This is a genomic window from Timaviella obliquedivisa GSE-PSE-MK23-08B, from assembly GCA_019358855.1.
GTDB lineage: Bacteria > Cyanobacteriota > Cyanobacteriia > Elainellales > Elainellaceae > Timaviella > Timaviella obliquedivisa.
This window is the reverse complement of the sequence record JAHHII010000015.1, coordinates 36,930-55,938: the sequence shown is the minus strand read 5'-3', so window position 1 is coordinate 55,938 and position 19,009 is coordinate 36,930. Positions and strand designations below refer to the sequence as shown.

Annotated in this window: 10 protein-coding genes; 5 read left to right on the top strand and 5 right to left on the bottom strand. The window is 46.2% G+C overall.

Translation table 11 applies throughout. From position 1 onward, the window contains the following. Window positions 1-28 precede the first annotated feature (28 nt). Complete coding sequence (locus KME11_20010; GenBank protein MBW4517496.1) at window positions 29-403, top strand: DUF2237 domain-containing protein; 375 nt, start codon at window positions 29-31, stop codon at window positions 401-403. A gap of 8 nt (window positions 404-411) precedes the next feature. Here KME11_20010 and malQ read toward each other — a convergent pair whose 3' ends face one another. Then, on the bottom strand, window positions 412-1,911 hold the full coding sequence (malQ, locus tag KME11_20005) for a 4-alpha-glucanotransferase (GenBank protein MBW4517495.1): 1,500 nt from the start codon (window positions 1,909-1,911) through the stop codon (window positions 412-414). 322 nt (window positions 1,912-2,233) lie between these two features. On the opposite strand from malQ, the gene treS reads away from it, so the two are divergent. Both treS and KME11_19995 read left to right on the top strand, forming a co-directional pair. Beyond that, the gene (gene treS / locus KME11_20000) at window positions 2,234-5,590 is read left to right on the top strand and encodes a maltose alpha-D-glucosyltransferase (protein ID MBW4517494.1); all 3,357 of its coding nucleotides are present in this window, start codon (window positions 2,234-2,236) and stop codon (window positions 5,588-5,590) included. A gap of 613 nt (window positions 5,591-6,203) precedes the next feature. Next, window positions 6,204-6,833 carry a hypothetical protein gene (locus KME11_19995; protein MBW4517493.1) on the top strand — a complete coding sequence of 210 codons (630 nt, stop codon included), beginning with the start codon at window positions 6,204-6,206 and terminating at the stop codon, window positions 6,831-6,833. 374 nt (window positions 6,834-7,207) lie between these two features. Here KME11_19995 and KME11_19990 read toward each other — a convergent pair whose 3' ends face one another. Further along, the gene (locus tag KME11_19990) at window positions 7,208-7,711 is read right to left on the bottom strand and encodes a DUF4385 domain-containing protein (GenBank protein MBW4517492.1); all 504 of its coding nucleotides are present in this window, start codon (window positions 7,709-7,711) and stop codon (window positions 7,208-7,210) included. Between the two features lie 265 nt (window positions 7,712-7,976). Between KME11_19990 and KME11_19985 the strand changes: the two genes are divergently transcribed. Continuing rightward, on the top strand, window positions 7,977-10,262 hold the full coding sequence (locus KME11_19985; GenBank protein ID MBW4517491.1) for an FdhF/YdeP family oxidoreductase: 2,286 nt from the start codon (window positions 7,977-7,979) through the stop codon (window positions 10,260-10,262). 70 nt (window positions 10,263-10,332) lie between these two features. Here KME11_19985 and KME11_19980 read toward each other — a convergent pair whose 3' ends face one another. After that, window positions 10,333-10,833, bottom strand: a complete 501-nt coding sequence (locus tag KME11_19980; GenBank protein MBW4517490.1) for an META domain-containing protein — start codon at window positions 10,831-10,833, stop codon at window positions 10,333-10,335. A gap of 158 nt (window positions 10,834-10,991) precedes the next feature. After that, a complete protein-coding gene (locus KME11_19975) occupies window positions 10,992-12,926 on the bottom strand; it encodes a mechanosensitive ion channel family protein (GenBank protein ID MBW4517489.1) in 1,935 nt (644 codons plus the stop codon). A 330-nt stretch (window positions 12,927-13,256) separates the two neighbouring features. Here KME11_19975 and KME11_19970 point away from each other — a divergent pair, with 330 nt between their 5' ends. Next, on the top strand, window positions 13,257-16,949 hold the full coding sequence (locus KME11_19970; protein ID MBW4517488.1) for a CAAX protease: 3,693 nt from the start codon (window positions 13,257-13,259) through the stop codon (window positions 16,947-16,949). Window positions 16,950-17,175: 226 nt separating this feature from the next. Here KME11_19970 and KME11_19965 read toward each other — a convergent pair whose 3' ends face one another. After that, a complete protein-coding gene (locus tag KME11_19965) occupies window positions 17,176-19,005 on the bottom strand; it encodes an EAL domain-containing protein (protein ID MBW4517487.1) in 1,830 nt (609 codons plus the stop codon). Between the last annotated feature and the right edge of the window lie 4 nt (window positions 19,006-19,009).

Below are 19,009 nucleotides of genomic sequence, written 5' to 3'. Positions count from 1 at the left end.
TGATCACGACATTTAAGAGGTATAAGAAATGGTGAATGCAGCAGGTGCTAAAAACGTTTTAGGTGGCAAGCTGGAAATTTGTTGCACTGAGCCAATGACAGGCTTTTATCGAAATGGCAAGTGTGAAACTGGAGCCGATGATCAGGGAGTACACGTCGTTTGCGCTCAAGTCACCGATGAGTTTTTAGCGTTTACCAAAGCTCAGGGGAACGATTTAAGCGCGCCAGGATTTGGCTTTCCTGGGTTGAAAGCAGGCGATCGCTGGTGTCTCTGTGTCAGTCGTTGGAGGGAGTCCCTAGAGGCGGGTGCCGCTCCTCCCGTAGATTTGGCGGCAACCCATGCAGCGGCGCTTAAGGAAGTCTCGCTAGACGATTTGACAAGTCATGCTATTCAAGGGACGTAAAGTCAGATTTAACGCCCATACAGCCGTGTTAACCACCCTAAGCGATCGCTCATCTCTTGATTCAATTGCTCTGAACTTTCATATCGCCATCGCCACTGACCTGCATTCACGCTTGGATCGTTCATTCGCCCCGAACTGCCTAATCCCAGTAAATCTTGTAGCGGCAAAATTGCTAAATCCGACACTGAAGCCAACGCCATCCGAATTAGTGCCCAGTTAATTTCTGAAACATCTTCCGGGCGATCGTACCCTAGATATTGAGCAAATTGCTGTTTTTCTTGGGCGGCGGCACTTGTCCACCAGCCGATCGCCGTATCGTTGTCATGGGTGCCCGGATACACCACACTATTAGGCACATAGTTATGAGGTAAATAGGCATGATCAGGGTCACCTGTGAAGGCAAACTGGAGGATTCGCATTCCTGGAAACTGGAAGCGATCGCGCAGATTCTCTACTTCAGGGGTAATAATTCCTAAATCTTCTGCCATCACGGGCAAATTGCCCAACTCTGCCGCTAACGCCTCAAAGAACTCAACGCCTGGAGCCTTCACCCATTCCCCATTCATAGCTGTCGTCTCACCTGCACGTACCTGCCAATATGCCTCGAACCCTCGGAAGTGGTCGATTCGCACAATGTCTACGTACTGCATCGTTGCTTTAAAGCGTTCAATCCACCAAGCAAAGTTTGTGGCTTGCAGCTTATCCCAGTTGTAAACCGGATTGCCCCAAAGCTGCCCGGTGGCGCTGAAGTAGTCGGGCGGAACACCTGCTATGTAAGCTGGTTCTAGAGTTTGAGGATCGAGCTTAAAGATTTCAGGATTGCCCCAAACTTCGGCGCTATTGTGACACACATAAATGGAGACATCTCCAACAATTTGGATATTTTTCTGTTGAGCATAATTTCTAAGGTTCGACCATTGCCCGAAGAACTTAAATTGCAGAAATTTCTGGTAGAGAATTTCATCCTGTAATTGCTCTCGCTGGGCAGCAAGGGCGGCTGGCTCTCGTCGGGCGATCGCCCCTTCCCACACGTTCCACGCCTTGCCATTATTCGCCTCCAACAGTGCCATAAACAAGGCAAAATCGTCTAGCCAAACTGCCTTCTGTTCACAGAACTGCTCAAACTCAGCTTGAGAGTTTCGCTGCTTAAAGTTGTTGTATGCCAGCTTGAGATAATAGGATTTGTGCGGAATGACTCGATCAAAATCAACGCGATCGGCGGGCGCTTCAGGTAAGGGCGCAAGCTCATCGGGATGAAGCAGTTGGTCACCTGCCAATACATCAAGGCTAAGCAACATCGGGTTGCCTGCAAACGCACTGTAATTCATGATGTAAGGCGAATGCTCGTCACCCGTAGGCCCTAGCGGCAAGACTTGCCAGAGCTTTTGTCCACTGCGTTCCAAAAAGTCTATGAACTCGTAGGCAGATTGACCTAAATCGCCAATCCCAAAGCGGCTGGGAAGGCAGGTGGGGTGTAGTAAAATTCCACTGGCGCGTTGAAAAGTCACAATATTTTAGGGATGCTTAGGGATTAGTCAATTTGATTCCTATCCACAGTAATAGAATGCGTCAGATTCACGCAACTGTCGGCAAGTTTATGTCTCAGTCTGTATTATTAGTAAGTTATCAGTAAATTCTTGATGAATGTGTCATAGCGAACATTATTATTTGTTACTAATAATTCCATTAGATCCATGATGAGACTGCCTGTTCATCTTAAAGCAGAGCCTAATGCAAAGACAGTATGAAAGATTGCACTAAAGTAAGAGTAACTCAATCAAGTTATGGCAATCTCTTCTAATCTACCCCACCCCCTAACGCACTTCCCCTATGCAACAATCGACCCTTCATAGCGATCCTCTCTGGTTTAAAGATGCCATCATTTACGAAGTGCCTGTTCGGGCTTTTGCCGACAGCGACAGTGACGGCATCGGCGACTTCCGAGGACTAACCGAAAAGCTCGATTATATCCAAGACTTAGGCGTAACAGCCGTTTGGGTACTGCCCTTTTTCCCTTCGCCATTGCGAGATGATGGGTACGATATCGCCGACTACAACAGCGTCAATCCTATCTATGGCAACCTTGAAGACTTTCACATGTTCTTGGAAGCGGCGCACCAGAGAAATATCCGCGTCATTATTGAACTAATTGTTAACCACACTTCCGATCAGCATCCTTGGTTTCAACGGGCAAGGAAAGCCCTGCCTGGCAGTTCAGAGCGTGACTTTTACGTTTGGAGTGATACTCCTAATCAATATCAAGGTGTACGGATTATTTTCCAAGATTTTGAAACCTCTAATTGGACATGGGATCCTGTTGCAAAAGCGTACTTTTGGCATCGCTTTTACTCTCATCAACCTGATCTGAATTATGAACATCCCCAACTTCAGAAAGCTATTTTCGATGTTGTCGATTTTTGGCTAGAAATGGGGGTTGATGGGTTACGGATGGATGCAGTGCCGTATTTGTATGAGCGCGAAGGCACCAACTGCGAAAATTTGCCTAAGACTCACGATTGGCTGAAGCAACTCCGCGCCCATGTCGATCGCAAGTTTCCTAATCGAATGTTGCTTGCCGAAGCTAATCAATGGCCTGAAGACGCAGCGGAGTACTATGGGCAGGGTGACGAATGCCACATGAACTTCCATTTTCCACTGATGCCGCGCCTGTTTATGTCGCTGCAAATGGAAGATAGTTTTCCTATTATCGATATTTTGCAACAAACCCCAGAAATTCCGCCTAATTGTCAGTGGGCGCTATTTTTGCGTAACCATGATGAACTGACGTTAGAAATGGTCAGCGATGAAGACCGTGACTATATGTATCGCGTTTATGCCCAAGATCCGCAGGCGAGGATTAACTTAGGAATTCGTCGGCGTTTGGCTCCCCTGATGGGGAATAATCGACGGCGCATTGAGTTAATGAATAGCCTGCTGCTGTCGCTGCCTGGCACGCCCGTCCTGTACTATGGCGATGAAATTGGCATGGGTGACAACTTTTACTTGGGCGATCGCAATGGCGTTCGTACTCCCATGCAGTGGAGTTCTGACCGCAACGCTGGGTTTAGCCGCGCCAATCCTCAACGGCTTTATGCGCCTCCTATCGTTGACCCAGAGTATAACTATGAAACTGTCAACGTTGAAGCACAGCGAGCAAACTCTAGTTCCCTGTGGTGGTGGATGAAGCGATTAATTGCGGTGAGAAGTCGCTACCAGGCGTTCGGTCGGGGTACTTTTGAAGTTCTTTCTCCCGAAAACCGCAAGGTATTGGCGTTCACCCGTACCTATGATGGCGAACACATTTTGGTCGTGGCAAATCTTTCTCGATTTGTACAGGCAGTAGAATTAGATCTATCGGCATTTCAAGGAATGATGCCCATTGAAATCTTTGGACGCACCGAATTTCCGCCCATTGCTGATACACCCTATTTTCTCAGTTTGGGGCCTCACTCGTTTCTCTGGTTTACGCTGCAAATTCAGCCCAGCACTGCCTTACTTCCTAAAGCTCCGGCTCAGCTACCGACCTTAACCGTAAGCGGTCATTGGCAAGATATTTACAGCAAAGCAGATTCTAGAAAAGCATTAGAAGCGCTTCTGCCTGATTTCCTACGACAGTGCCGTTGGTTTGGGAGTCGCAATCGTTCGATGCAATCTGCCCAAATTGCTGATGTGATTCCGTTTAATATTCAGCCGCAACCCGAAGCTAATGAATATCACATTGTTTTGGTCAAAGCCGAGTATACCGAAGGGGTTGCCGAAACCTATGTGCTGCCGTTAGCTTACGCGGTCGGGAATCACCATCCTATTACCCATACCGAACACGCGATCGCCCAGATTAAGGGCAACTACATTTCTGGCATTTTGTTTGATGCCTTCAGCGACAAAGACTTTCTGCCTATTCCTCTAGAAGCTTTGATTCAGGAGCACTCCCAGAAGGGTAGTCAGGGTGAAATCGTTGCAACCTTGTTTGAGCCAGCTAATCTGTCTGTCTCTGCCACGCCCCATTTACCTAAAGTCGAGCATGGCAATGCCTTAGTCGTTTATGGCGATCGCCTCATCTTTAAACTGTTTCGCAGAGCAGAAGAATGCATCAACTCAGACATTGAAATGGGACGGTTTTTAACCCAACGTTCAACTGCGACTGATTCACCTAGTGAACACTTTGCACCCATCATTGGATCAATAGAGTATCGCCGCAAGGGTGTTGAAGCGATGGCTCTGGGAATGTTTCAGAAATACATTCCAGATACTCGTGATGCATGGTCGTTCACACTCGATAGCCTGCGTGATTTCTTCGAGAAAGTAATGGCGCAACCTAGTGAAATGATCCAAGTCCAGTTGCCGCAAGCCTCATTAGTCAATGCGTTAACGCTTGAGGTGCCTGAGTTAGCCTATGAAATTATGGGAACCTACCTGGGAGCCGCAGAGCTACTGGGACAACGCACCGCTGAAATGCATATTGCCTTAGCTGCGGATGAAAACGATCCTAGCTTTGCACCAGAGCCGTTTACGCTGTTCCACCAGCGATCGGTTTACCAATATATGCGCAACCAGGCTGGACAGATTTTTTTACGCTTGAAAAAGCAACTGAAAAAACTGCCCATTAAACAACAAGCCTCGGTTCGGACTTTACTGAATGAACAAAGTGCAATTTTAGATCACTATAAGCGCATTGTTGATCAACCTATTGCCGTCATGCGAATTCGCTGTCATGGTAATTATCATCTTGAGGAGGTGTTGTATACAGGTAAAGATTTTGTCATCATTGACTTTGAAGGTGAAGCCAGCCGTCCGCTGAGTGAACGACGGATGAAGCGATCGCCAATCCGAGACGTTGCTAGCATGGTGCAATCTTTTTACTATGCATCGCGGATAGCTTTACAGCGCGAGGTTGAGAGTGGTGTCATTCGGACAGAGAATCTGCCATTGATGGAGCAATGGGCGCAGTTCGTGTATTACTGGACAAGCGTGGTGTTTTTGAAAAAGTATTTAGCAACGGCGAGCGGTGCCGCGTTCTTACCTAAAACACAGCCCGAGCTTCAGGTTTTACTAGACGCTTTTCTACTCGAAAAGGCAGTGTATGAGTTGGGGTATGAAATGGAAGCCCGCCCAGATTGGACAGATGTTCCGCTCCAGCGGATCTTAGAGTTACTAGGTATCAATCCTGATAAAAAAATCAGCCCCTGAATCTAGTTTCTCTTTCTGCTTAGGGAAGAGGCTAGGGTTTAGAAGAGGATACTTTCAATAGCGCTAAACTATTGGTGTTGCTGAGCATCGTTGAATGAAAGTATGAATCTAAATCAAAGCCCCTTTCCTTGTTTCTGTTAGCAGCAGTGCGTCGGTTTTTTGGGCATCCCATTTTTTGGGCATCCCATTGATCTGCACGAAGTTCGCGCGGTAATAATAAGTTCTTGCCACAAAACGTTTGAGTCAGGGAGCCAACTGGTCGCCCGACTCAACTAGCCAAACCAGAAAAAACAAAAGGTGTCTCGATAGTAATGATGGGCTGCCTCATGGGTCAGGACTGCCTCAATTTGGGCGTTCCTCAATTCGGGCGTTCCTCAAGTTGGGCGTTGTTGAATGAGGTGAGCAAGCCGAGACTGATGACTAATTTAGAATTCCAAAAGCCTACTTGCGCTGCAAACAAAGCAGGCGTATCTAAAATATTAGAATATATTGAGCATTAATTAACCTTATTCAATCCCCCTATCGAAAGAGCTACTCTCACCCTCTAGACGGTGGGTTGCCCGTAGATGCCTTGCTAACCTTGATAAGCCAATACAAACGTAGGAATAACACTATGCTTCACTCTTTAACTTTTGTCAAAAAACTTTCCTTAGCTGTAGGCGTAGCAGGAATCGGCATTCTTACAGGTTTTCCTGCCTTGGCTCAGTCCTCTGGCTCAACTCCAGAGTTTGAGTTATCGAAAGAGGGCTTTATCATCCTTTGCGATCGCACCCCAATGAATTCTCGTTGCGAAGGAAGCCCATACTACACGGGTTCATCAAGTCAATCGCCTCAAGAGAACCCTACGTTTTCACCCAGCGGTACTACTGCTCCTACTCAGAACTTACCTAGCGAAAGTGATGTACCTGAACCCTCATCTGCTCCCGAAACCCGCTCTCCCGATGGCATGATGCAAGATGGTTCTTCGCCTGGATCAAGTGGGTCTTCTGGCTCAAACGGCATGGGTTCACCTGGCAATACAACGGGTTCAGATGGCACTATGTCACCCAGCGGTACCACTGCTCCTACCCAGAACTTGCCTAGCGAAAGTGATGAAACTGAAACACAGACTGCACCTCAGAATCAATCTCCTAGTGGCGCGGGTCAAGGCGGTTCATCTTCCGGATCAAGCGGTAGCTCAGGTTCACCTAGCAATACCACTGCTCCTACGCAATCTCTACCTAGCGAGTCTGACACTAAATAATGGGCTATCTTCAGCCTGTTTCAAACTGCTTCAAACAGAGAGAATAGTTTTATAGGCTGAGCATGTAGAAAAAATAAACCAGACATAAAGCTTCTCATCTTCAGGATGGGAAGCTTTACTTTAATTCAGCGACAAATCCAAGCCATGCATCTAATTAAGCGAGTAGAAAGTTTCCTGCTTTTATAAAAATAGGTTCTAAAATGCTTTCTTGTGAAGAGTTTAAAGCATTATAGAGAACCATGAAAGTTTCTTTTCGGGCTGGCTACGTAAAGTTAGTTTCTCGGAATTGTCTTCTCAAGCCTTAAAGGTGTCCTTGGTTCCTAGCATTGTAGTTGCACAGTTTATCTTATTTGTAACCGCTTTGTTCTCGCACTTTAGTCTTCAGCTTCTATAGGTGCTGTTAATTGCTCATATTGGTTTCGATGGCGATCGCTTAGTTTCAAGTATTCTGAATCTGTCTTAGCTAACTGCCATGTCTCGTAAAAGATTTTGGCAGATTGAGCTTTAATTGGGTCTTCTTCTCTTGGTAAAATAACTCGAGAATTTTTGTCATATTTCCGTCCTGATTTATGATTGGCATAACGACGGGAGCGAGTGTAACCCATTTGTAAAAACTTCCGCGCCATGTCCATTCCTACAAAATCATTCTGTTCTTTGTAAGCAAGAAAAAGAGCATAAATTTCTTCTGCCGACTGTTGGGCAATCTCTGGTGTTTTGAATCTCCAATAGGGTAGTATCTCGCTCTTATAAGGCTCAACGAGTAAGACACCTTGTTCGCCTTTTCCTATGCAATAAAGCTCGGGGTGCTGCCGAAAGTCGATCGCTTTAAAGTCAAGCGAGTAGTCAAATTTCTTGAGCGATGGTGACTTCTTAACCAATTGTGTTGATGGTAAAACTTAGTGAAAACTTCGATTTGCAGATTATCATAGATCAACTGTAATCCAAGTCACCCTAACGAAATATCTTGATTTTTGCAGTGCTTCTTCTAGCGATCGGCAGAATCTCTTTTTCATTGCTTGTTACTAAAATGCTTGATGTTGAAAAATGTTGTAGCAATGCTCGAAATCTACCTATCGGGGGATTCTTACTTCCTTTGACATACGCTAAATTGCATAGGCAAAAAAACTTCAATGGCGTGTCTACATGGAAACTGACCCTCAGCCCAAACTGCCTTTCAACGAAACTAACGCAGATACTCCTGAGATTGGGGGCGGTATTCCTATTATTGAATATTGGGCAAAGCATACGCTGTCGCCAGAGGGACCAAAAATCTGGAAAACACTGTTTCACCATAGTGCTTGTTTATCTTGTTCTTGGGGCACAGGGGGACAAAAAGGTGGATTTACTAACGAAGAAGGTGAAAAACTACAGCGCTGTATGAAAAGCGTTGAGGCAATTTCAGCCGAAATTCAGCCGCCTATTCCAGCACATTTTTTTGATACTCATTCGATCGCTGAGCTAGAGCAATTATCTTCTATGGAAGCCGATCGCTTAGGACGATTGAGCTTTCCAGTAATCTTTCGGGCGGGTAATTCTCACTACGAACGCATCTCTTGGGACGAAATTTACGCGATCGCGACTAAAGCATTCCAAAAACATCCTGAACGAATTGCTTCATATAGCTCAGGTCGGGGTTCTAACGAAGCGGCATTCTTGCTACAACTGATGCTGCGAACGCTAGGTTCTAATAATCTGGCAGATTGTTCAGACTTGTGCCACGCGCCCTCGACAACGGCACTCCAAGAAATGTTTGGCACAAAGACCTCAATTGTTAGTTTAGAGAGTCTGAAGCAAGCAGATTGTGTCGTATTAGCAGGGGCGCACTCTTCTTCAAATCATCCGCGTTTAATGAATGAGCTCATTAAACTGCGCGATCGCGGTGGTAAAGTTATTGTCATTAATCCAGTCATGGAAGTTGGATTGGTCAAGTTTGGCTCCCCTGTGTTCCCAGTTAAATCTTTGGTTCCTGGCTCTGAAATTGCTTCATTGTATTTACAGCCCATTCCAGGTAGCGACGTGGCGCTATTTGTTGGTATTCAAAAAGCGTTGATTGAACAGAATCGAGTTAATTACCCGTTCCTACAAGCGTATACAGAAGGGTGGGAAGCCGTGCTAGAACAGGCGCGATCGCTTTCCTGGAAAACCCTTAGTACACTTTGCGGCGTTACTCAAACAGAAATTGAAGCAGCGGCAGCAATTATAGGTATGTCGAAGGGTGTGGTCTTCGGTTGGGCGATGGGAATTACTCAACAGATGAATGGTGTTGACAACGTTTATAGCATTGCTAATACTGCGTTGATTACGGGTCAGATTGCCAGAATGGGCGCAGGGCTAATGCCTGTGCGTGGGCATTCTAATGTGCAAGGCTTTGGCTCAATGGGCGTAACAGTAAAGCTGAAAGAGGAGATTAAGCAAGCACTAGAGACACTTTTGGGGCGATCGCTGAATCTACCCAAGGGCTATCACACCCGCGATTTAATTGAAGCAGCAGAAGCAGGCAAAGTAGAGAGTCTAATATGTGTTGGTGGTAATATTTATGGTGCTAATCCTGACTCAGCCCAAGCAAAACGGGCGTTGGGAAACATTGATACCATTATTTACATGGCTACCAAACCTAACATTGGGCACTTTAATGGATTGGCAAAAGTAAATACTATTATCATCCCTGTCCTAAATCGGTTTGAAAACCCCCACAAAACTACGGTTGAGTCGGGTAACAACTTTGTCCGGTTCAACGATGAAGGCACAACCCACTTAAAGAATGCTGACCTGATTTCGGAAGTCGAATTTTTGACAGAACTGGCGCATCGGTTGCTAGGTGACTATCCAGTAGAGTGGCGTAAGATGCAAGATACCCGCTACGTGCGACAGTTGATTGCTAAAACCATTCCCGGTTACGAAAAAATCGCCACCCTTGACGATACCCAAGAAGAATTCACTATCTCTGGACGCATCGTCACTGAGCCTCATTTCAAAACACCATCGGGAAAAGCAAAGATGCTCACTACGCCGTTACCTAACCTTACCTTACCTGAACCCAAAGATTTCGGAATTGCTGAACCTGCAAACAGTCTTATTTTGGCATTAATGACGGGACGGAGCTACTCGCAGCACAACACAGTGGTTTACAAAATTGGGGATCAGTATCGGGGAATGCCCCATCGGCACTGTATTCTGCTCAATCGGAGCGATGCAGAAAGAGTAAACTTAGCTGAACACGATCGCGTTACTGTACAGGGTGATGCAGGTAAATTAGACAATATAGAAGTGATCTATGGCGCAGTGCGGCAAGGTGCGGCGCTAATGTTCTACCCTGAAGTAAATGTTATCTTTAAGGCAAAAACTGAAGTACGATGTGGCACGCCTGCTTATAAGCGAGTACCCGTCGTAGTTTATAGCAAAAAGCAACAGGTGCAACAGAAAAAATAGAGATGAGCGTCATGACTTTGTGGTTATAAAATCCTATTAAGATAACCGTGATGGAACGGTAATGCACTGTTTACCATAACGCTCTGACGGTTTGAGAGGTAAAGCGTAAAACGCCTGACTCTTGCGCAGTTTGGTAAAAGATTTGCAACTCACCTTGAGTATTCACCTCATATTGCTGGGCGGCTTGTAATGCGGCTAAATACTTTGCCTCCTGATTCATCACAGATTCCTCACAAGCCTTGCGAGTAGAGGCTAGAGCGCCAAGGCTTAATATATTTGACTCGGTTTCATAGCTTCCGGTAAAGCGGTTGCATCCACCTGAACCAGAAACGCGATCGCCCTCAAAATTGGCGGTCAGTTCAGTTGCTTGCAGGGGTACGGTTAGAGCGGCGGTTGTTCCCATAGAGATAAGCCGCCAACTGCCTGTGATCGTGGAGGATTGTGCCATGAGAATTGGGGTTTCAGTCGGGATGGGCTGTGCCATTGCAAGATTTTTAGCCGCAACTCCAACGATCTCGATCGCTATTACCGCGCCAACTGCTAATAGTGAATTGCTTAATAGTGGATTCATTGAGGGCTTCATAACTTGTACCAGAGCGATGAATTGCTTTTCAAATTAACTGACAATGGTCAAATCAAAAACCTAACATTAATTAACTCATGTTAATGAACAGCTTTGCTCAAGAATTAACAAGGATTAAAAAATAACACACAGAATTACTCTAGCTCTTAGGTTGTGTCAGCAGGGTCAAGTATATCAGTAAGGGTGCCTAGCACAACTTGTTGCGGAACACCAATTTGAATATTATGGCGATCGAAAGCAATTTTAAGCCGACGGCGCAATTCTCGTGCTGTCGGCCATTGTTTAAGCGGAGCCGTTTTAATCAAGATGCGAATCACGATGCCCGTGTGCGAAATCTGATGAACGCCAAACAGTTCTTGGGTATCGAAGATTAAGGATTGCCATTCTGGATCTTGTGCCATGCGATCGACGGTTTCACGAACGACTGCAAGAGCCAAATCCACATTGGTATCATAGGCGACCTCAATCCGAAAATCTGCCCTTGCCCAAGTCCGTGACATGTTTTCTACTTGAGTAATTAGGCTGTTGGGTAAAGTGATTAAATTACCATCGTCACTGCGGATCTGAGTGATGCGTAAATTTAGGTTTGTCACAAATCCAGCAGCCGTACCAATTCTGACGTAATCTCCAATTCGGAACTGGTCTTCTAACAAAATTAAGAATCCGTTCACGAGATCTTTAACCAGGCTTTGTGCCGCAAACGAAATTGCTAATGCAACTAATGCTCCCAACGCCAAAAGCGATCCGGGTGCAAGATTTAGCCACTGGAGCACCCAGAGAAAACCTAGAGAATAAACCAGAACTCTTTTTAGCCCTTTAACCACGTTAGCAAGCGTGGCGACCCGCTGTAAATTTGCTTCTGTTAAAGATTGGTCTTGCTCACGGCTTTCGATAAAGCGATCGATGACCAGATCGGTAAGGCGATTAATTAGCCCTGTTAGAAACCACGTTATTAAAATTACAACCGGGATGGCAATGACTCTGTTGGCAAACTGGCGCGTTTCAGGAAAGGTTCTGAGACTATAGGCAAGCCCAATCAGCCAGGTAAAAGCGATCGCCCAAAAAGTCAACCACCGAAAAAATCGAACAATCTTCAGTCGTCGCTGTAATCCCAAATAATCATGTAGCCTCTGAAACAGCCAAGGCTCTAAGTAAGTGGTTTCAACATGGGTTGTTCCAGCATGAGTTGCTTCTACCGCAGGCGTAGCTTCAACACGAGCCGCTATCTCGGCTGCCTGCCGTTGCTCAAGCTTCCGTCTGCGCCATCCCCAAAATATCCAAACTCCACTCAGTAAAACGGTTGACAGCGCCGTTGCCATTAAAATTCTAATCGCTTCAGAGTTCTGTTGTTCTAATGCTTCTGGCTGGCGCAGTTCTAGCGCCTGGCGCAGTTCATTCTCTAAAATTTCCTTCCATCGGTTTGCCAGTCTGTCTTGGGTTGTGGAGTAAAACTGGGCATCTGTATCGGTTACCGTCAGCAAGACTTTCGCTTCCGTCAAGGTAGCATCTTTAACAAATAAAACTGGCTGACCATTCAGTATCTCAATTGAAACCCGTAGGGTTTCGGGGTCTAGCATTTCATCCTCAGATACTTTACTTGCTAGAGTCAGTTGTCTAAGATTGGCTTCCACCTGTTTGGCACGAACTTCGACTGGAATTTGGCTACCCGGCTCACTGCGGTTGAAAATAGCTGAAGACGCAATTTTAAACAGTTCTTTTCCGTCCAGCCTTATTCCAGCAGCTTCTAATGTGCCTCGCCGTTCTACGCCCGTTGGCAGGGGCGGAGTAGTGGTTGGATTAGTCAAGGATGGCAATTGCCCTAAGACAGGGATGGTGGTTGATGGTGCGATCGCCCTGCCTTGGCTTGCGCTTACCGTTAGCAAGAGAAAAGTAGCGAGACTGCATACAGCAAGTTGGTAGAAGCGGTGGATTCGGCTCCACCTATAGCCCTTAGATAGATGACCCGAGAATGATTTTAATAGATAAAGCGCGCTTTTTGAGATACTCGTAAAGGGTCGCTCAATTCTTTGAAAAGGGTTACATAATATGCGCTTGGAGTTGGGTTGCAAAGGGTGACTCATAGATGGCAAATTAGGGCGTGGGGAGAAGTGATCTCTTCAAGATACCTATAAGAGGTTACCTCTCGGAAGAATTAGGCGTATGGTGGATTGCAATGGCTGAATGAAAAGTAAAAAAGAGTCGCTGCTGAATTGTGGTACGAAAATCTAGTTCTCCTGCCCTCTTAGGAAAAGGGCTAGGGGCTAGGATTATTGGCAAAGCAGTTAGCGAAACCTCTCCTCAACCTCCTTCTCTTACGGAAAGAGGCTTTAAATGGATTCATACTTCTATTCAGCAATGCCCGATTCTTTTTACACAAGCGCTAGTGCTAATTTAACTAGGAGACCTTAGGAATGACTGATCCGCTGTTTAATGAACTTGGCAATTTGATTAGTGGAGCGTTCTCTCTCAACTCAGAGGCATTCCAAAAAATTGTCAGTTTTCCAGGGGGACAAACAGCCGCACTTCTGGTCGTTCTAGCCGCAGGACTCTCCTTAGCAGTGGGACAGAGTATTATTCTATTTACCAATCAGGTGCAGCCATTACGGTTTGTCTTTAGTCTATTACTGAATGCCGTCTTGTTTGCCTGTGGTTTTTTGTTTCTAGTGGCTAGCACCTGGCTAACGGGTTGGATACCTGGATTTTCGCAGTTGTCATGGAGCAGTTTGGTTAAAAACTTGGGGTTAAGTTACGCGCCGTTACTGTTTAGCTTTCTGGCAGCTTTACCCTATGCCGGAGTTCCCATTTTTAACTTATTATCGGTCTGGCATTTGCTGGCAATGGTCGTCGGATTTAGCGCGATCGCCCAGGTTGATGGAGCCTCTGCCTGGGTTCATGTGGCGCTCGGTTGGTTGGTGCTACAGCTTCTACAAAGAACGATTGGACAGCCGATCGCCAAGCTAGGACGGCGCTTAAGCGAACAGGTGGCAGGTGTTGATCTGGCTGATAATCGCTCGGAATTAGAAGAGATTGTTCAATCTGGACTAGAAACACGGCTGGCTGAGGCTTTACCAGAACCATTGCCCCAAGCCCCAGAAGCTTTAGCTTCAACACCAGAGCAGCCCGAAACCCAAAACCCTGATGCAACCCTTACCGCATCATCGGCGATCGCCCCTGTCCAGATACCGTCTGTAGGCACCGCTCAAAACCTATTAGTTCGTTCCTCTCATTATTCAAGAAGCATTCCCCAGATTATTCAATTGGGGTTGGGCTTGCTGGCAATGATTCTGTTATTTCTAATCATTACAATTCTGCTACGTCCAGTCCGCGAAAGTCTTTTTGTCTGGCATGAAAGCATTCCCAAATTAATCCGTCAACTTTTTGATCTCGTTTGGATTGGAGTTGTTGCGCTGATATTCGCCGGATTCCTGGCTCCCCTAGAAGCCTTGGGCTGGTGGGCAGGCTGGTATGGCGACGGTTTAGACACTCGCCGCACTCCAGCGCCCGTTGTACCTGTTAATCCTGGCGATCGCCCCTCGCGCTATGTCGTTTATCTAGACGGGGTGGGTCAGTCTGGCGAAACCTACACGCCCGATGTAGTCGAATTTATTCAGGCGCTTCAGACTGCTTTACCTAAAAATGTCGTGTTTGTACAAGGGCTGATGATGTACTCCGTCTTCAATCAACCTTTGGATCACGATCGCTTGTTGTCTTGGGCTTGGCGGCTAGCAGACAAAGTGCGGTGGAAAAATCCTACCTCTTTGTTAGGTCTCATGATCAATCTTCGGAATGCGTGGATTGTTGCTGTATCTGCCGATCAGCGTTACGGACCCATCTACAATCAAGGAATTGCCCAAATACTTTATAACGGGCTGGTGCAGCAGGGTTATCAACCTCGTACAGGCGTACCGATTACCCTAATTGGCTATAGCGGCGGCGGTCAAATGTCGGTTGCGGCAGCACCTCATCTCAGGCGGGTGCTGGGCTGCGAAATTGAGGTGATTTCTCTGGGAGGTGTGATGAGCGCCAACAATAATTTTTTGAAGCTGGCGCATCTTTATCATCTAGTTGGTGATCAAGATAAGGTTGCAGGTCTAGGGTCAATTCTTTTTCCAGGACGATGGCAGATATTTGCTTTGTCTTATTGGAACCGGGCAAAGCGCAAGGGCAAAATTAGCGAAATTTCGTTAGGTTCTATGGGGCATCAGGTTCCGGGGGGGATTATGGATCCTCATGCGTTACTGCCGAATGGACAGAGCAATCTTCAACACACGATCGCCCTTATTCTTTCCATCTTGCAGGGTCGGTTCCTAATTGCTAGTTCACATCGTTCTAAAGAAACTAGCAATTATGATCGCTATCTGCGTGCCGATTTTAATCACTATACCTATTATCCCTTATCTCAAACTATCGATTTGCAATGGTATCGCCCGATCGCACCTTGGATGGGTCGCTTAATCTTGCCGTTGTCCTCAGAACGAACTCAGGTACGAGGAGTTTGGTTTGAAGTCCATCATGCTGAGCGTGGCTATGAGTGGATGGTGGGACAAACGGTGCTGTTGCGTTGGATTGATCATCCCCCGGTAAAAGAGCGAGTGCGAACTGTAACGCGCGATGTTCACTTCAGCGCTGATGCAGAATATTCTAGTCAGCAAGGCAGCACTATTTTGCCAGAGCGGTTAAACCATTGGCAACAAGTCGATCCTCTAGAATCCTTAGCAGGCGCTCACCCCATTGATGATCTCATCGTCATGCTTGAAGAAGTCAAGGTCGAAGAATCCGATCGCCCGGTTCTGCGTATTGCGAATCAACCTGTTGAAATTACCGGACGTTATTACGGCTTAGTGCAGTTTGAAAGAGCGATCGCCAACACCGATCAGTTTCAGGTTAAGCATTTTAATCCTACTTCACGCCAGTTCGATGGCTGGACAGAAGTCGTGCGGCTCCCATCAGTCATTCAGTCTGAAACAGGCAGCTATCCCTCTACGACTCGGCATCTAGAGCAAACCCCCTTAAACGAAACAGGCTGGTATATCTATGGTGCTAAGGATGCTACCGGACAATTTGTGGTGCGATCGCTGGCTCCTCGCTCCTTGCTGCGGCTTCAGCCCGATCGGGTAGTGTTTGGTGAAAAAGCAGCATATCATTATATTCGCCAAGAAGCCTGGGCAAACATTGCGGCGCACAAAGGGCAAATCTCATCAGTTCTTTGTGCCGGAAGCTCGTATACAGAGCAAATTCAAGCGGCTATTGATGATTGGAAAGTGGGCGATCGGGCGTTGCTGCTCCATGTCTATGGTGGCATTGGGGGCAAAAAAAAGGAACCTGCCGCTGCAACTCCTCTGTTCTTTGGGCACTTTGCCTACGGGTTAGCAACCGTAATTCGTGATCCGCTGAGTCATGAACTGCGGTTTGAGATTCAGTATTATCAAGTGTATTCCCAGAATACAGATGGTCTAACGGCAGGAACGTTGCATTGGTCAAGATATATGGGCGATCGGCAGTGGGGCTGGCTAGGCACCCGCCCAACCTGTGATCTTTTAGTTAAGTTTGAGCCATTTACAGGCTACCTGGATATTAACGGGATGCGGCGATCGGCGCTTAGCAATATGGTGAGTCAATTGCAAGTCATGACTGCTCGTTATCGAATTGGAGACGGTACGGGCGCGACCTATGTTGGTCCTGCTAATAATTGCGCCCAAGATTCTAATCACGCGTTGTTTGATAGTCTTCGCTTTGTATTTCAGGCGATCGCCACTAATCAAAATCTGTTGCAATCCTGGCTAACGAATAATCCAGCGCAAACCCAGTGTTATCAACAACTCCTAGACGTAAAAACAAAGCTATACCGCAAATTGCAGCCGCTGGGTTCTCCTCGCAGTGATTGGGAAACCAATGAATTTAATTTGGGTAGCACTCTCGAAGACGAGCCGCTTCGTAATTTGTGGGCAGGTTTAGTGAGTTGGCGAACGCTCCTACCTCGAAAAGCAAGTGATACGATCGTTCAGGTTTTCTTAGAGCAGGGAGCATCAGTGTGGGTACTTCGCACCAACCAAGTGGGCGGACAAGACCCTGATATTGCACCGATCGCACCCATGACGCTGTAAGCCTGATTAGCAACTTAACTCGTTAGGGAGTTGCAATTAAATAACGCCCCGAACCGCCCCCTAAATCCCCCATTCTGGGGCAGGACTCCCGAACCTTTCAAAGTCCCCTAGAATGGGGGATTTAGGGGGCTGAAAAGTCAATGCATTTCACTGGTGTTTTATTTTCACGTAACTCCCTTACCTTTTAATCTTAGTAGGAATCAACCGATGATAGAGTGAATCAAGATTACTCAGAAGCCTCTAAATGCTTTTGATGAGTCGTACTGAGAAGAACAATCATTTCTTCAGAAGGCAAGGGTTTAGAGAAGAGATACCCTTGACCAAACTGACAGCCCAAAAACTTCAAATGGGCAAGCTGTTCACTCGTTTCAATGCCTTCTGCAATCAAGTTCATCTTCATCGCCTTACCAATTTGCACGATCGCAGTCACTAACCCAAAATTGCTCTTCTTTTTATGCAACCGATTGATGAACGAGCGATCGATTTTAAGATTTTCGACTGAAAATGAATGAAGGTAGCTCAGCGATGAGTACCCTGTGCCAAAGTCATCAATGCTTAATTGAATCGATCGCTCCTGTAAGTTACTGATGTTATCGGCAACCAAAGGAATATCCTGCATGATTACTGTTTCGGTGATTTCTAGCTTTAAGCACTGAGGTGCAAGCTGAGTTTCCGCCAAAATTTCATCAAGCTGCTTAACAAAGTCAGGTTGAGCAAACTGGCAGGCTGAGACATTGACGCTGACTGAAAACGATGAGGCGACAATGCATTGGTCTTGCCAATAACGAAGGTGACCGCAGGCTTCTCTAAGCGCCCAGTGCCCTAGTTTTAAAATAAATCCTGTTTCTTCTGCAATCGGAATAAATCGATCGGGTGGAATCAAACCTTGAATGGGATGGTGCCAGCGAATTAATGCTTCTACCCCAACAATGTTACCGGTTGCTAATTCAACAATGGGCTGGTAATACAGAGCTAGCTCTTGGCGCTGAATTGCTTGTCGTAGATCTGTTTCAATCTGTAATCGATGGCACACTGCTTGATACATTGAAGGCTCGAAAATTTGATATTGGTCTTTTCCTAGAGCCTTGGCTTGATACATTGCGGTATCCGCATCTCGTAGCAGTTCTTCAGGATCCCAGTAACTTGAACACTCTAATACAATCCCGATGCTAAATGAGACAAAGATATCTTTTCCCCTTAAATGAAAGGGAAGGTCAAAGCTTTTAATAATTCGATCGGCAACTTGAGTTGCGTATCGTGAGTCTTCTAGTTTACCAAGTAAAATAACAAATTCATCTCCCCCTAAACGCGCCAAACAATCTTCTTGGCGCAAGAGAGAATTTAGGCGCTCAGAGATGGCAATTAGTAACTCATCGCCTGCTTGATGCCCAAGCGAATCGTTGACAGGTTTGAAGCGATCGCAATCTAGATAAAACACAGCAAACTGATTTTCAGAGCTTGCCTGCTGTTGACTTAAGGCTTCGTGAAGGCGCTCCATGAATAAAGCGCGATTAGGCAACCAAGTGAGCGGATCACGAAATGCCAGTTTCGAGAGTTGAGAATTTGCAGTTTCTAGCTGCTGAGTTCGTTCCTGAACCCGTCCCTCTAACTGGGCATTAAGCTGACAAATGGTTTGTTGAGCCGCAATCATAGCAAGTTGATTTTGAATGCGTGCCAAGACTTCTTCTATATGAAAAGGCTTAGTAATGTAGTCTGCACCTCCTACTTTAAATGCTTCTATTTTATTAGTAATATCATCTGCTGCACTCAGAAAGATAATAGGTATATGAGCGGTTCTAGGATCTGATTTGAGGCGTTGGCAAACCTGGTATCCGCTCATGTTAGGCATTCGGATATCTAGCAGAATTAGACTGGGTAAAGTTGTCTCAACAGCAGTCAATGCCATTGCGCCATTCGTTGCTTTGCGGGTTTGGTAGCCGTTGCAGTCCAACATGGCTGATAAGAGACGAATGTTTTCTAGGACATCATCTACAATCAAAATGTCTGTTTGAACTGCGACAGATAGAGAATGATTAAGAGTGCTTTCACAATTCATGGGT